The following is a 15,341-nucleotide window of genomic DNA, read 5'->3' on the forward strand; positions in this document are numbered from 1 at the left end:
ACGGGCGCTGCGAGAGCGTCATCGGCAAGCTGCGCGACGCGTGCCTGCGCCAGCCGATCCTCGCCTCCCTGGAAATTTCGAAGGTCGTGTTCGGGCTATGTCGGAACACGGACAGCGGCGTCAGACCCTGAGGCGGTTACGCCCTTCCGACCGGCATGCTCTCGCAAAGCATCGTGTTGTCTAATCCTTCTCCGGCGCGGTTGTGGGGGCGGCCAAGGCGCCTGCTCCGCCACCGAACTGCGCTCCCGCCTGGAACGGGATCCCCTCCGGGACCAGAGGAAGCGCCGATGCCCCCGCATCGCCAGCGCCGATCTCCGCTTCGACCGCGCGCATCAGTTCCGCAAAGCCGAAGGGCTTCCGAATGAGACGCGTGCCGGGCGGCAGCTCGCGGCGCAGGTCGACGGCGGTTCCGGCCGTGAGGATGATGCCGAGGGAGGGCCATCGGGCGCGCACGCGGTGGGACAGATGGATGCCGCTATCACCGCCCGGCAGGGTGCGTGCCGTGATCATCAGGCGCACCGCGGCAGGGCCATCCAGAGCCGCCAGGGCTTCGGCGACCGTGCGGGCTTCGACGGTATCGAAGCCGGCGTCCGACAGCATGTCGGCAGTCACCATGCGCACGAGTTCATCTCCGTCTACGATGAGGACGGCGGCAGGTTGGCTGCCGAGGCTCACGGTCCATTCTCCTGATCTCGACGCCGCAGCCATTCGGCTTCCTCAATGGCCGCTAGGCCATCGGTGGGTGTGTGAACGTCCAGACACAATGCGTTACACGCAGCGGTTGCGGGCACAATGCGGTACCCAGGAGATAACAGTTAGGTGGCCGTGCTCCGCATATTGTGATCGCGCGCGTTCGGCGCACGCATTGCCCGCCGTCCGACGTAAGAATTCAGCTCTTTCCGAAGATAGTCTGGATACCGGTCCCGTATTGCCGGAAACAAAGTTTGCCTGAGGACATGGGGTGAGCAGAGACAGTCCTCATGCGTGTCATCTGGCGAATACAAACACTACTATGAGAATAAAATAAAATATTATTATGCAGATGAAAGATTTTTGCACCAATTAATCTTGGCATAAATTTAATATATGGTTCATAAATAGATTCGAAATATCGAATTGATCCATCATTTTAGAGTGATTGCTCGGATTTGATGCTGTTGCGCTGCAGACGGTGACGCTGGGTTGGTCGGGACGAAGAGTGAGAGTGGTGTATCGCGGATCCTGCGCTGTGAGCTGAGGTGACCGGGACAACGCCCCTCCATCCCCGTGTGAGGCTTATGACCGGAGGAGGGGATGGGATGACCGCGGCGGCTCCGCCGCTCCCCGGTGGTCCGGGTCGAGCCCAGGCGGGTCCCGTGTCACGGCAGGCCAGGATATCGGCCCGCTTGCGGGCCAGCGGCTCGACCCGCTTGCGAGCGCAACGCTGGTCGCGCCTCGTCCCCGTTCTGGTCGATCGCCGGCCCTGGCGGAAGGAATCGACGTCATCCTGAATCCGTCAAGGCCGACATGGCCATCGAATGCGACCATCCGTGTCCGCCCAGATAATTCGAGGCGATCTGAATTTTATGCCGACATCCCATAAAGTCGGCGCTGTGCTCCCGCTGTTAGATGTTGTCTTTTGCCGACTGCTTGGAGCACGCGTCGTAGACTTCAGAGATCATCAGATTGGAATGCGCTGTCATGTTGCCGGCGTCGTCCATGCAAACCCGCACATCTTTGCGTAACGATGTCTCCGGCTCGGATTTTGCCAATCGCTCGAGCAACTGGCCTTTGTCGGAGGATGTTGCTGTGCTCCAGGCTTGCATAGTGTCAGCCACGTCCAGTGCGAGGGCGGACGTCGCCAAGAGGAGGGAAACTATCCCGGCACAGATCAAGCGCATCGGCAGACTCCTCTCCAGAGTAAAGCAACGGCCTGCCTGTTCGCGCCGCCGGACGTGAATTTAGGCGTCGTGCTCGGCTAGGAAGGGGGCGTGCCTTGAGTCATAACCGCACAGCGCCGAAGCTCGGTGTGGCCACATAGTGTGCGACGTGGGCGGACGATACCGAACGGTGACATCCCAATTCCTGGCCGGGATCGTTGGCGCCTGCATCGTCGGGAGTTTGTGCTGCGGCCAGACCTCCGCCCAGCAACCGACACCCCCCGCTGAACCCTCCCTCGACGCCGTGATCGAGGATCTCGTAACGGCCAACCACATCCTCGCCGACCAGGGTGTGGTGGATGGCTTCGGACATGTCAGCGTCCGACATCCCACGAGACCTGACCACTTCCTGATGTCGCGCTCTCTGGCGCCCGCCCTGGTTCAACGCGATGACATCCTAGAGTTCAACCAGGACGGCGAGCCGGTTGATGCGAAAGGCCGGCCGGTCTTCCTCGAACGCTTCATTCACAGCGCTCTCTATACGGCGCGCCCGGATGTCCGATCGGTGGTCCATACCCACTCGCCGGCCGTGATCCCCTTCAGCGTCAGCCGGGTGCCGATGCGGGCGACCTTCCACCTCGCGGCCTTCCTGAGCTTCGGGGTTCCGGTCTTCGAGATCCGCGAGGCGGCCGGGATCACGGACCTTTTAGTCCGCAACGATCAACTCGGCCGTGCGCTGGCGACGGCAATGGGTGAGCACTCGGTCGCCCTCATGCGCGGGCACGGCGACGTCGTCGTAGGGCCCACGATACCGATGGCTGTGTTCCGCGCGGTCTACACCGAGGTCAACGCGCGGATCCAAGCGCAGGCGATCGCTCTGGGGAGCGCGGTGACCTACCTGGAACCGGAAGAAGGGCGGCAGGCCAGCAGAGCCGTCGACCAGATCCACCTGCGTGCCTGGGATCTGTGGAAGCGCAAGGTATCCGATCCGCCTCGCTGACCGCGATCCGACCCGATCGCGTCGGCCGATCGGAATCCTCAGGTCAAAGATTTTTCGGCTCGCTGGGCAGCTTGATAGAGTGTGGGTCTGGTCTTTCGACGCTCGAAACTTCTGGCTGGACGCATGACTGCAGCGCACGGGGCCGGCGATTAACGCCAGTGCTCATCCCTGCAGGATGACGCCGCTGTCGGAATGACGGTTTGGCTGGACTCTGGACCGGACGGCGATGACGGCGGCCGGAGCGACGGCTGAGGCGTCATGCAGGTGCGTTGAGAGCGGCCAATCTCGGGTGCCCCTGGCCCTCCGGCGGTTTCTCGACCGTTCCGCCGTCCGAGACGGCAGGGTGGCCGGTGCGATGCGTGGGGCCCGCTTAGCCGGCAAGGGGCCCGGACTCCGTCTCCCGCCTCATCGGCACATCGCATCGAATGCGGAAGGCGGCGGTCCGTACGGCACCGATTGATTTGTACAATCTGCGCGCGAAACGCTACGCTTCGACACCAGAGCACGACCGCGAGTCGTGCCGGGTCGGGAGGAACGCACGATGGGATGTGCGAGCAGGAGCGCCCTCGGTGGCGCTCCATGCTGGTCTGCATTCGTTGCGCCGGCCGGTTCCGAGACAGCGGTGTCGGGCGATGAGGGTGCGGCGACGCTGGCCGGGTGCGTGCGGGTCGTGGCGGCCGCGACCGTGCCGGACACCGCCATCGGCCTGAACGCCGAGCCCCCACGGAGGGTGACCACGATCTCCGTCGGCGAGACGCCTCTGGGCCGGACGATGTCGCCGGACGGTACCTACCGCGCGGTGCCGGCCACCGACGGCTCGAACAAGGCCATCGCCTCGCCCCTCGACCATGGCCCGCACAGGTTCCACCGCGTCGCAGGCCACGCGCCGGCCCAGGTCGCGAAGGGCCCGGTTGGGCCCTGGTGCCACGGCATCGCCTGGAGCCCCGACAGCCGCGCGCTGGTGCACGGGGCATGATCCGAGCCCGAGTTCCTGTCCATCGCCTGCGAAGGCGGGTCGCTGACGCCGACGGGCACCCTCTGGATGATTCATGGCCCTGCGGGCATCCGCCCCGCGGAACCCTGAGCCGGGACGACGAGGCAGGCTGGAGACGATGGATGGGTGGATCGAGGGTGAGAGGCCGCTGGGCACGGGCACTGCGTGCGTCCCTGGGCCGGGCGATGCTCGCCGCACTTCTGTGCGGGGTACCGGCGGCCTGGGCGCACGGTCCTGACGCGCCCCCGCACCAAGTCTACCAGATCGGCGACCTGCCGCTGGAGAACGGCGGGACGATCAAGGATTTCGCGATCTCCTACGTCACGCACGGTACGCTGAACGCGGACAGGTCCAACGCGATCCTCATGGTCACGGCGATCGGCGGCAACCACCACCGGATCGACTTCCTGATCGGACCGGGCAAGGCGCTCGACACGAACCGGTACTTCATCGTCGCCACCGACGCGATCGGCAACGGCCTCACCACCAGCCCGAGCACGAGCGCGAGCCAGCACGGCACGGCTTTCCCGCACTTCACGATCCGCGACATGGTCCAGAGCGAGAAGCTGCTGCTCGATCACCTCGGTCTCACGCATCTCGTGGCGGTGGCCGGCGCCTCGATGGGCGGCATGCAGGCGCTGCAATGGGGCGTGAGCCACCCGGACGCCATGGACGCGCTCGTGGCGCTGACGCCGATGGCCCGCACCGCGCCGTGGTCGATCGCGGTCAACGAGGCGACCCGCAAGGCGCTGATGCTCGACCCCACCTTCAAGGACGGTGCCTACGACCGGCAGCCCGAGATGGGCTGGCGCCTGCGGGCCGACATCCTGCAAGTGCTCGCCGCCCGCACGCCGGACGCCCTGCGGGCGATCGCTCCGGTGCCGCTCGACATCCTGCCCTGGATGAAGGGCCAGGAGGACGCCGTGCTGAAGACCGGCTTCGACGCTAACGATTGGATCGCGCAGACCTGGGCCTACGACCGGCACAATATCGGCGATACGCCGGGCTTTTCCGGCGACCACCTGAAGGCGCTGGCCGCGATCAGGGCGCGGACGCTGATCGTCACCGGCGGCAATCTCGACCTCTACAATCCCGTCGAGGAGGCACGCGAGGCTGGCGCCGCCATCCCGCAGGCGCGCGTCGTCGCCGTCCCGTCCGTCCAGGGCCACACCACGGCCAGCGCGGCGAAGGCTGCGGACGTGGACTTCATGAACCACACCATCCGCGAGTTTCTCGATAGCGTCGCCCTGCGCGGCCGCTGAGAAAGGCAGAGTGAGGCCGATGACCACGAGGACGCGAAACCTGATCGGCGCGGCGATGGCGGTCGCGCTCTTCGCCGCCCCGGCCGCGGCGCAGCAAGCCGCCCCGCTGCAAGTGCCGGCCAAGGTTGTGCCGGTGCCTGCCGACGTCAGTCCGCAGATGGCCAAGATCATCGGCCAGCCCCTGCGCACGAACTGGGACATTCATCCGAAGGACGGCGCGGCGTGGAAGCCCGTCGCCGAGGCCGGCGCGGAGGCCCTGAAGAAGCTCGTGCCCGGCATGATCGAACGCCTTCACGTCACGGTCGAGCGCACGACCATCGACGGGGTGCGCGCCTTCATCGTGACGCCCGACACGATACGGCCGGAGAACCGCGACCGCGTCCTCGTTCATGTCCACGGCGGCTGCTACGTGCTCAATCCCGGCGAGGCCGGCCTGCCGGAGGCGCTGTTCATGGCCGGCATCGGCGGCTTCCGGGTGATCTCGGTCGATTACCGCATGCCGCCGGAGGCGGTCTATCCGGCCGCCCACGACGACGCCATGACGGTCTGGAAGTCCGTGACCAAGACGACGGACCCGCGGAAGACGGCGATCTTCGGCACGTCGGCCGGCGGCGCGCTGACGCTGGCGATGGTCATGCGGGCGAAGGCGGAGGGGCTGCCGCTGCCCGCCGCGATCGCGCCGGGCACGCCGATGTCGGACACGACGAAGGTCGGCGACAGCTTCGTGACGAACGCGATGCTCGACAACGTGCTCGTCTCGCCGGACGGGTTCTGCGACGACGGCGCCAAGGTCTACGCGGACGGCCACGACCTCAAGGACCCGATGCTCTCGCCCGTCTACGGCGACTTCAAGGGGTTTCCGCCCACCATCCTGACCACCGGTACCCGCGACCTGCTGCTCTCGAACACCGTGCGCGTGCACCGCCGCCTCCGCGAGGCGGGTGTCGAAGCCTTTCTCCAGGTGGGCGAAGGCCAGTCCCACGCTCAGTACATCCGCGACGACACCGCGCCCGAGACCAGGGCCGTGTTCGAGGAAATCGCAGGCTTCTTCGACAGGCATCTGGCGCGTTAGGCCGCGCGGCGGGGCAGGGGCCCACGCACAAGAGAGGGAGGTTGTTCTCATGAGCCGGCGCACGACTCTGCTGGGTGTTCTTCTGCCGATCCTCCTGTTCGGAATGGCCGCGCAGGCGCAAACCGTCACGAAGGAGGATCAGCAGATCGACGGCGCCGATCCCGGCATCCGCCTGTTCGTGCGCATGAAGATGGTCGAGGGCAACACGCGCTTCACCGACGACAACCTCGTCGTGTTCGTGCACGGCGCGACCACCCCGTCCACTCCGGATTTCGACCTCTCCTACAAGGACTATTCCTGGGCCGACCGGCTCGCCCGGCTGGGCTACGTCGTCTACATGTTCGACAAGCGCAACTACGGCTTCTCGTCCCGCGAGCCGGCGATGGACAGGCCCGCGACCGAGAACCGGCCGGTGACGCGCTCCTACCTGGCCGTGCGCGACATCGAATCGGTGGTCGACTACGTGCGCAAGCGCCACGGCGTATCGAAGGTCACGCTGATCGGCTGGTCGTGGGGTGCCATGACGACCGGCTACTTCGCATCGCTGCATAGCGAGAAGCTTCGCCGGATCGTGCTCTACGCGCCGGCCTACGCGTTCGCCCAGCACACCAATCTCGGGGCGGGCACGTCCCTGCAAAACAAGCGCCGGCCCCTCGAATTCAACTACGCGCTCGGCGCCTACCGCCTCGGCACGGCCGCAGCCAACACCGCGCGGTGGGACGGTGAGATCCCGGTCGAGAACAAGGCCGAGTATCGGGAGCAGGGCGTCGTCGATGCCTTCAACACCGAGATGCTGGCGACCGATCCGGCGAGCGGAAGCCGCACCCCGCCGAGCTTGCGCGCGCCGAACGGTGTCCTGGAGGACAGCTTCATGCAGGCCACCGGCCGGCGCATGTGGAATGCCTCCTCGATCTACGTACCCACGCTCGTCATCGCCGGGCAGTACGACACGTGGTCGTACCCCGAGGACCGCGAGGGGCTGATGCGCGACCTCACCAATGCACCGCTCAAGAAGACCGTGCTGATCCCGGACGCGACGCACTTCGTTCTGTTCGAGAAGAATCGCGAGGTGTTCTTCCAGGCGATCGAGGACTTTCTGAAAACGCCCGTCGACGGGACGCCGAGGCCGTGAGCGCCCGCGCCGTTTCGTCGGGGCGCCTCGCGCCGTCAGGGCGGCGCTTCCGGTCGGCCCGTGAGCCCGCATCCGCCTGACCCCGCAACCGATCATCGGTCACACGGCCGTCGCTCACAGTCACGGCGCATCGCGCGCATGGACGCTTCGGAGGGGTAGGTTTCTGCCGGTCCGCTCTCGAGCGCCGACCTTCGCGAGCGGACGTTCGACCTTCGGTCGGCTCCAACCGACGGCGGTCCGTTCGGCTCGGGACCGCTCCGCCGCAGATGCGCTCGATTCGTGCGGCTTCCCGTGAGCCGTCGATGGCTTGCAGGACTGAGCGGACGGGACCTTTTGCAAGGCTCGGGACTTATGTGCCGATGACCGACCCAGTTGATCCCGCGACGCCTTACGCCCTCGTCGTTGACGACGACGGCCTCATCCGCATGGATGCGATGGACATCCTGCGCGATGCCGGGTTCCGTACCTTCGAAGCCAGCGACGGCGATCAGGCCATGGTGCTGCTCGCGCGGGAGCAGGCCGTGATCGTCCTGCTTTTCACCGACGTCCAGATGCCCGGCACCCGCGACGGCTTCGCCGTGGCCCGCGAGACCGCGCGACGATGGCCCCACATCTCCATCGTCGTCGCCTCCGGCCGGGCACATCCGGGACCCGACGATATGCCCGAGGGCGCGCTCTTTATTGGCAAGCCGTTCACCGCCGAAATGGTACACGACCATCTCAAGGAAATCCTGCCCGACGGACGCAAGCCCGCCCCGTTGCGCGACATGGCTTGACCGGCTGGCCCCGCGGCCTGTCGGATACCTTTGCCGGTGTTCCGCATTATTGGAGGGTTGAAGGTCGGGTGTCGGCCGGGATCCTCGGGACGACGCGGAACGCATGGACGCGAGCACGGAAGACCCGGGACCGCCGGTAGACCTCACCTCGTGCGACCGGGAGCCGATACATGTGCTCGGCGCGGTGCAGCCGTTCGGCTTCCTGCTCGGCGTATCGCCGGACTGGATCGTGGTGCGCGCCAGCGCCAACGCCCAGGAATGGCTCGGACGTCCCCCGGAGGACCTGCTCGGGCTTCCCCTCGATACCCTCATCGACCGGGAAGCCATCCACCTGTTGCGCGGCCACCTGCAGACCCTGCGCGGCCCCGACGCCGTGGATAGGGTTTTCGGGCTCCGCCTCATGCCGGACAGGCCCGTCTTCGACATCGCCCTGCACGTGTCCGGAGGCGCCATCGTCATCGAGGCCGAGCCCAGCGCGCCCGAGCACCTCAGCGCCGGCAACCTCGTGCGCAACATGGTCTCCCGCCTGCAGCAAACCGTGCAGTTCGAGCCGCTCTGCCGCGAGGCCGCGCGGCAGATGCGCGCGCTCACAGGCTTCGACCGGGTCATGGTTTACCGCTTCGCACGCGACGGCTCGGGCGAGGTCATCGCCGAGGCCGTGCGCTCGGGTCTCGACCGGTACCTCGGCCTGCACTACCCCGCCTCGGACATACCCAAACAGGCGCGTGCGCTTTACGAGCGCAACTGGCTGCGCATCATCGCCGACGTCGACGCCCCAGCCATACCGGTGGTCCCGACGCGCGACCCGGCGGGCGAGCCCCTCGACCTGTCGCTCTCGACCCTGCGCACGGTGTCGCCGATCCACATCGAATACCTGCGCAACATGGGCGTGGCCGCCTCGCTGTCGGTCTCCATCCTGCGCGACGGCCGGCTCTGGGGCCTATTCGCCTGCCACCACACCGAGCCCCGCCACATCTCGTTGGAGCGCCGCACCGCGGCCGAGCTGTTCGGGCAGATGTTCTCCTGGATCCTGGAGAGCCGAGAGCGCGAGGTCATCGCCGCCCAGGAGGCGCTGGCGCGCGAGACGCACAACCGTCTGATGAGCGCCATGGCCTCGGGCGGCACCGGTTTGGGGGCGCTGGCGGATTTCGCCGACGAGCTCTCCAGCATCGTGGCCTGCGACGGGCTGGGCCTGTGGGTCGACGGCGAGGTCACCCTACAAGGCATGACGCCCACGCGCGAGGAGTTCACCGGCCTCGTGCGCTTCCTCAACCGCACGGCGGCGAGCCGGGTCTACGCCACGGACGAGATCGGACGTTTCCACGAGCCTGGCCGCGACTTCACCGAGCGGGCGGCCGGGATGCTGGCCGTGCCCGTGTCGCGTACGCCGCGGGACTTCCTGGTGTTCTTCCGCAAGGAGGTGGCGCGCACAGTGACGTGGGCGGGTAATCCGGAAAAGCCCGCGAGCCTCGGCCCGAACGGCATCCGCCTGACCCCGCGTAAGAGCTTCGAGGCGTGGGGCGAGATCGTGCACGGCCGGTCGCTCCCTTGGTCGGAGGCGGAAGCCCGCACCGCGGAGGCGCTGCGGGTCACGCTGCTCGAGGTGATCCTCCGGCTGAGCGACACGGCCGAGCGCGAGCGCAAGGAGGCGCAGGAGCGGCAGGAGCTCCTCATCGCCGAGCTGAACCACCGGGTGCGCAACATCCTCAACCTGATCCGCGGCGTGGTCACCCAGAGCCGCGCCAGCGCGGGGGAGGGGGAGGACTTCACGACCGTGATCGGCGACCGGATCCAGGCACTGGCTCGGGCTCACGACCAAGTCACCTCCGCCAATTGGGGCCCGGGATCTCTCGCCGAGCTCCTCACCGTCGAGGCCGCGGCCTATCTCGGCGCGAAGTCGGACCGCGTCGTCCTCGACGGCGTGGACGTCCTGCTGGAACCGCAGGCCTTCACCACGATGGCGCTCGTCGTGCACGAGTTGGTGACGAACTCGGCGAAGTACGGCGCACTCAGCGACAGCGGCGGCCGGGTCGACGTGCGCTGGGAGCGGGACGGCTTCGACAGCCTCGTCGTGCATTGGACCGAGACGGGCGGCCCCGCCGTCAAGGCTCCGACCCGGCGCGGCTTCGGCTCGACCATCATCGAGCGCTCCGTGCCCTATGAGCTGAAGGGCGAGGCCGAGGTGCGTTACGCGCTGACCGGCCTGACCGCGCGGTTTTCGATCCCGGCCGCCTTCGTCCGCGCCGCGCCACCGCGGGCGGTGCGGGTCGTCCAGCCCGAAGCGATCCCGTCCCTGTCGTTCGGCGGGACCGTGCTGGTGGTCGAGGACAACATGATCATCGCCCTGGAGGCCGAGGAGGCGCTTACCGCGCTCGGTGCCGAGGCGGTCGACATGGCGGCCTCGGTTCGGGAGGCCCTCCGGGTGATCGACGCGTCGCCGCCGGACCGAGCGCTCCTCGATGTGAACCTCGGGTCGGAGACGAGCGTCGCCGTTGCCCGTCGCTTGGCGGAACTCGGCATCCCGTTCGCGTTCGCGACCGGCTACGGCGAGAGCTTCCAGGTCCCAACCGATCTCGGCGACGTGCCGGTGATCAAGAAGCCCTACGGGGCGGACAGCTTGCGGCAGGCCTTCGGCCGTCCCCGCGCCCACGGGATCCGCCCTTGAGCAGGCGGAAGCCGCGCGAGCCGTACAACATCGCCGGTAGGGCGTCGCGCTGCGGTATGCGGCGGCGGTGGGCGCCGTCACGATCCGCACGGCCGCGCGGGAATCCCGCGTCGGGTCGGTTGCGAGAGGGCCGGACGGGGTGGGTTTCGGCCGGTCGGCTCTGGAGGATCGGCGGTGCAGACTGGGACGTTCGCCTGATCCGCCTCAGGAGCCTCGGCAGGCGGAACCGGCTAGCGCCTTCATCGACATCTCAGGCTTGCAGACGGGCGGTGGGCTTCCTGACCTCGTAATCGCGCATGCCCGGTCCCGGTCCCCTGATCGCAAGACCGCCTGCATCTCCGAGAGCCTGGATACGACCGAACAGAATGACGTCGCTGACGACCTGACCGGGTGGGTCAACCTCGACGGTCAGATGTTGCAAGGTGCGCCCGATGACGCTTGCCGCGACCTCCCAGTCTCGTGTGACTTGGGAGATGATCACGGCGTCGAAGTGCGTCAGTGGGGCCGACACCAAGCGGCCGTCGCGCACGATGCGCAGCGGTGCATCCTCGCGCCTCAAGGCCGCCCACGCAGCAGCGGCAGCGTCGCCCTCGGCCCTGGAGAAGGTGCGTCGCTTGTGCCTCAGGCCAGACGCGACGATGTCTTCGCAGCGCATGATCCCGAGCGACCACGGCCTCCGGACGCCGTCGCGCGTGACGAAGTCGAGAGCCGTGGCGTCGACGATGTCGAAGGGGCGGCCATGCATCCGGAACGCGAATTCGAGAAAACTGGCGTGTTCGGTCGCGTCGCTCATGCAGACCCAGTAGACCGGATGCACGCGGGCCGATGTGGCTTCCATCCAGGGCTCTTCCGCCTCGCGCTGGTCGGCGTAGGGATCGGGTCGCAGGACGGCCCTCAGCCACGCGTGGCGAACATCCGGGTCAGGCGGATTGATGGGGCCGACATCCAAGGTGCCCGAGAGCCCGATGACCCGCGCGTCGTCGCCCTGCGACCGGAGAGCGTCACGAAGGGTGTCCGCCCTGCTCACGCCCCACGCCACGTGGACGATTTCGGCCTCACCGGGCATCTGTGATCCCCATTCGCCGCATCGTGGTCAGGGCGGCCGGAAGCTTTGTCACCACTCGACGTGGCTGCAATGTGATCCTGCTGGGCTGCTGTGTCTCGTTCGGTCACAGCACCCCGACGGGATCGTGATCCCTCCTCGCAAAGCGTCGGTTCCGCGTCCGGTCTCCGGCGAGGGGGAAGACGAGCGTGGGCGACCATGTCGGCGCGCTCTGGGGCCGTCTGCTTTTCCCGCGGCTCTTCTCTAAAAGCAGGCCGGCGGCTTTCGGCCAGCCTCAGTCATCGATCGGCGCATGCTGAAACGTCTCGGATCGGTGGATCTCTGCCGGCCCGCGGTGAATCGAAGTCGCGAGAATGCGGACGTCGCCGTCGCGCCCGCTCTGCGCCCTGAGCAGAGGCGCCGAATGCCCACGCGGAGGGTTGTTTGGTGAGGTAAGGCGTTCCAGCCGCCACGGATCGGCGAGCGGCTGGCGCCGAAAGATGGAGGCAGCAAGCTGTTTACGAATAAATTTCACCTTCCGTCATGAATTAAGGCGCACAACCCTCGGCGGTCGAGGATCGTTCAAGATGTTCAAGCGGCTCGCGGACCGCGTTTCATTGCGGCGGCAGATCAGTCTGCTTGCCGGCACCATCGGTCTTGCCATTGTTGGGGTGACCACGATCGGATCTGCTCTACTGGCGCGCGGGCAGGCTACCGATATGGCCCATGCCGCGCTCCTCCAGGTTGCCCAGTCGATGGCCGATCGGCTCGATCAGGACATGGCCGAGCGCCTGCGGGAAATCCGTAACGTCGGGGCGCTTGAGCTGCTGCAGCCCCACTGGATGGAGAACACCGGCAGCCTGCGCAAAGTGCTCGAGACCATGCAGAGGACGCTGCCGGATTACGCCTGGATCGGGTTTGCCGATCGCGACGCACGGGTGCGCGCCGCAACCGGCCGGGTTCTCGAAGAGGCGAGCGTCAGCCAGCGGCCATGGTTCAACAACGGCCTTCGGAAGGCCACGGTCGAGGACGTCCACGCCGCACCTCTGCTGGGATCCAAGCTTCCTCCCTACGGCGACGGCACGCCGTTCCGGTTTGTGGATGTGGCGGTCCCGGTCGATGATGCGTCGGGCCAGAGCGTCGGTGTCCTCGGAGCGCACCTCAGCTGGCGCTGGGCCGATGTCGTTCGGCGCGAGGTGCTGTCGTCTCGCAGGCCCGAACTGAAGGAGGAGGTCGTCGTCCTCGATCGCGCCGGCCGGGTCCTGCTCGGATCCGACCTCGAAGCCACGCCGTACACGGCCGCAGACCTCGCCTCCGGGCATTTCATCGTCCGGAGCGCTGAGGGGGATCGGCTCGCCGCGGTCGCCGCCACGCGCGGGCGCGGCGATTACCCGGGCCTGGGCTGGATCGTCGTCGCTCTCCAGCCCGTCGACACTGCGCTGGCGGGCGCGAACCGTCTGACCGGCCTGATCCTCCTGCTCGGGCTTGTCACGGCTGTCCTCGGCGTCGGCGCGATCTGGTGGGTCGCCGCGCAGCTGACACGGCCGTTGGCGCAGCTCACCGAGGCCGTCGACCGCATCGGCCGTGAACCGGATGCGCGGATGACCCGCCATGTCCACGGCTCGCCCGAAGTTCTGCGGCTGTCGGCCTCGGTCCGATCGCTGCTGAGGCGCATCGGCAGCGTCGAGGCGGATGCACGCCACATCGAGGCTGAGGCTTCGAGTGCGGTCCACGCCGCGGAGGATCGCGTCCGGCGTTTGGGCGCCGATCTCCATGCCATGCAGGTTCTGGCCGACACAGACGCGCTGACCGGCCTGCTCAACCGGCGTGCGTTCCTGCCATTGGCCACCGATGCGATGAGCTACTTCAAGCGCTATCGGCGCGCGATCTGCATCCTGATGATCGATATCGATCACTTCAAGCGCGTCAATGATCTCTACGGGCACGCCGCGGGCGACGAGATCATCCGTCAGGTCGGACACATCATCAGCGACGCGATCCGGACAACTGACAAGGTGGCCCGGTTCGGTGGCGAGGAATTCGTGGTCCTGCTTCGCGAGACCGATCTACAAGGGGCGGCCATATTCGCGGACCGAATCCGCCAGACGGTGGCCAACACCGTGTTCGAACCCGACGGTCAGTGCCTCAAGGCGACGATCAGCATCGGCATGGCCGAGGCTGATGTCACAGACCGTGACATCGACCACACGATCGAACGGGCCGACCGCGCGCTCTATGCGGCCAAGTCGGGCGGACGCAACTGCGTGCGATCGTTCGCGGCGTCCGTATCGGTGGATCTGCGAGCGGCTGCCTAGCACGGCGACGATCGGGGGGACGGGCCGGGCCGAAGGACAAACCAGACAATGAGCGTTTGCCCATGCTAGCTCTCATTCTCGACGACGACGAGATGAACAACCTGCTGATGGTCACCGCCTTGCGGCCCATCAGGGGGTGCCTGCCGCACGACTTCACCAGTCCGGCAGAGGCGCTTGCCTTTGCCCGGACGCACGCGTCCGAGATCGGTGTCGTGATCACCGACTACGAGATGCCCGGCATGAATGGGATCGCGTTCATCTGCGCGGTCCGACGCATTCCCGAGCTCCGGAATGTTCCCATCGTCATGGTCACAAGCCGTGACCAGCGCAGCCTGCGCCAGGAGGCCCTGGAAGCTGGCGCGACCGACTTCCTGCCAAAGCCCATGGACGCGGACGAGGTCCGGGCGCGTGTCGCCAATCTGCTCGCCCTCTCGCAGGCGCATCGGGCCCTGCGGGACCAGGCTGCGCAGCTCGCCCGCGAGGTCGCGGCCGCAGTCGCCCTCGTGGAAGAGCGTGAGCGCGAGATCGTCTCCACGCTGATGCGCGCCGCCGAGAACCGTGACGAGGACACCGGCGACCACATTGCCCGGGTTTCTGCCTACACAAGCCTGATCGCGGAAGCGCTGGGTCTCGACCCGGCCGAATGCCGGCTGATGGGGCTGGCCGCGACGATGCACGATGTCGGCAAGATCGCCGTTCCGGATGCCATCCTGCTCAAGCCGGGGCCCCTCACGCCCGGAGAGCGCCAGGAGATGGAGCGCCATGCCGAGCGCGGCTACCGCATCCTGGGTGGGAGCGCCTCACCGGTCATGCGTTTGGCCGCCGAGATCGCTGCCAGCCACCACGAGCGTTGGGATGGGACCGGATACCCGAACCATCTCAAGGGTGAGGCGATCCCCTTGGCGGGACGGATCGTTGCGGTGGCGGACGTCTTCGATGCGCTCACGACCGAGCGCCCGTACAAGCAAGCCTGGCTGCCGGAGCGCGCCCGGGCTCACATGGCCGAGAATGCCGGTGCTCACTTCGACCCCCGCGTCGTGGAAGCGTTCCTCAGTCGCTGGGACCAGATCGAGACCTTCCTGGATGCCGGACACCAGCAGCGGCAGGTGCCCCACGCAGCTTGAATGGGCAAACCCGCGTGCCGGGTGCTTCCGTGACGGCTCACCGGTTCTCTTGCGGAACGTCAGCGTTCGAGCGAGACGCTCAAGCAAGCACATTCGTGAT

General features: G+C 67.1%; 12 protein-coding genes. 9 read left to right on the forward strand and 3 right to left on the reverse strand.

The genetic code is table 11. The features are described from left to right. Window positions 1-180 precede the first annotated feature (180 nt). Both ACS5RC_RS25190 and ACS5RC_RS25195 read right to left on the reverse strand, forming a co-directional pair. Window positions 181-675 carry a response regulator gene (locus tag ACS5RC_RS25190; RefSeq protein WP_478346670.1) on the reverse strand — a complete coding sequence of 165 codons (495 nt, stop codon included), beginning with the start codon at window positions 673-675 and terminating at the stop codon, window positions 181-183. A 929-nt stretch (window positions 676-1,604) separates the two neighbouring features. Next, window positions 1,605-1,880, reverse strand: coding sequence for a hypothetical protein (locus ACS5RC_RS25195; RefSeq protein ID WP_478346671.1), 276 nt, complete (start codon window positions 1,878-1,880; stop codon window positions 1,605-1,607). A 169-nt stretch (window positions 1,881-2,049) separates the two neighbouring features. Between ACS5RC_RS25195 and ACS5RC_RS25200 the strand changes: the two genes are divergently transcribed. The 7 genes from ACS5RC_RS25200 (at window position 2,050) to ACS5RC_RS25230 (ending at window position 10,760) form a co-directional block, all read left to right on the forward strand. Further along, window positions 2,050-2,859, forward strand: a complete 810-nt coding sequence (locus ACS5RC_RS25200) for a class II aldolase/adducin family protein (protein ID WP_478346672.1) — start codon at window positions 2,050-2,052, stop codon at window positions 2,857-2,859. A gap of 622 nt (window positions 2,860-3,481) precedes the next feature. Further along, window positions 3,482-3,835 (forward strand): hypothetical protein, encoded by a 354-nt coding sequence (locus ACS5RC_RS25205; protein WP_478346673.1) that lies wholly within the window; start codon window positions 3,482-3,484, stop codon window positions 3,833-3,835. 203 nt (window positions 3,836-4,038) lie between these two features. Then, window positions 4,039-5,115 (forward strand): alpha/beta fold hydrolase, encoded by a 1,077-nt coding sequence (locus ACS5RC_RS25210; protein WP_478346674.1) that lies wholly within the window; start codon window positions 4,039-4,041, stop codon window positions 5,113-5,115. A 19-nt stretch (window positions 5,116-5,134) separates the two neighbouring features. Further along, window positions 5,135-6,187 carry an alpha/beta hydrolase gene (locus ACS5RC_RS25215; RefSeq protein WP_478346675.1) on the forward strand — a complete coding sequence of 351 codons (1,053 nt, stop codon included), beginning with the start codon at window positions 5,135-5,137 and terminating at the stop codon, window positions 6,185-6,187. Between the two features lie 49 nt (window positions 6,188-6,236). Beyond that, the gene (locus ACS5RC_RS25220) at window positions 6,237-7,319 is read left to right on the forward strand and encodes an alpha/beta hydrolase (protein WP_478346676.1); all 1,083 of its coding nucleotides are present in this window, start codon (window positions 6,237-6,239) and stop codon (window positions 7,317-7,319) included. 359 nt (window positions 7,320-7,678) lie between these two features. Next, window positions 7,679-8,095, forward strand: a complete 417-nt coding sequence (locus ACS5RC_RS25225; protein WP_478346677.1) for a response regulator — start codon at window positions 7,679-7,681, stop codon at window positions 8,093-8,095. 103 nt (window positions 8,096-8,198) lie between these two features. Then, window positions 8,199-10,760 carry an HWE histidine kinase domain-containing protein gene (locus ACS5RC_RS25230; RefSeq protein WP_478346678.1) on the forward strand — a complete coding sequence of 854 codons (2,562 nt, stop codon included), beginning with the start codon at window positions 8,199-8,201 and terminating at the stop codon, window positions 10,758-10,760. Window positions 10,761-11,010: 250 nt separating this feature from the next. Here the strand turns inward: ACS5RC_RS25230 and ACS5RC_RS25235 are convergent, their stop codons facing one another. Further along, window positions 11,011-11,826: a DUF3658 domain-containing protein gene (locus tag ACS5RC_RS25235; RefSeq protein WP_478346679.1), complete on the reverse strand. Its 816-nt coding sequence runs from the start codon at window positions 11,824-11,826 to the stop codon at window positions 11,011-11,013. A gap of 563 nt (window positions 11,827-12,389) precedes the next feature. On the opposite strand from ACS5RC_RS25235, the gene ACS5RC_RS25240 reads away from it, so the two are divergent. Together ACS5RC_RS25240 and ACS5RC_RS25245 are read left to right on the forward strand one after the other, a co-directional pair. After that, complete coding sequence (locus ACS5RC_RS25240; RefSeq protein ID WP_478346680.1) at window positions 12,390-14,117, forward strand: sensor domain-containing diguanylate cyclase; 1,728 nt, start codon at window positions 12,390-12,392, stop codon at window positions 14,115-14,117. Between the two features lie 62 nt (window positions 14,118-14,179). Next, a complete protein-coding gene (locus tag ACS5RC_RS25245) occupies window positions 14,180-15,241 on the forward strand; it encodes an HD-GYP domain-containing protein (protein WP_478346681.1) in 1,062 nt (353 codons plus the stop codon). The last annotated feature ends 100 nt before the right edge of the window (window positions 15,242-15,341 follow it).

The sequence above is a fragment of the Methylobacterium sp. HJ2 genome (genome assembly GCF_056431005.1).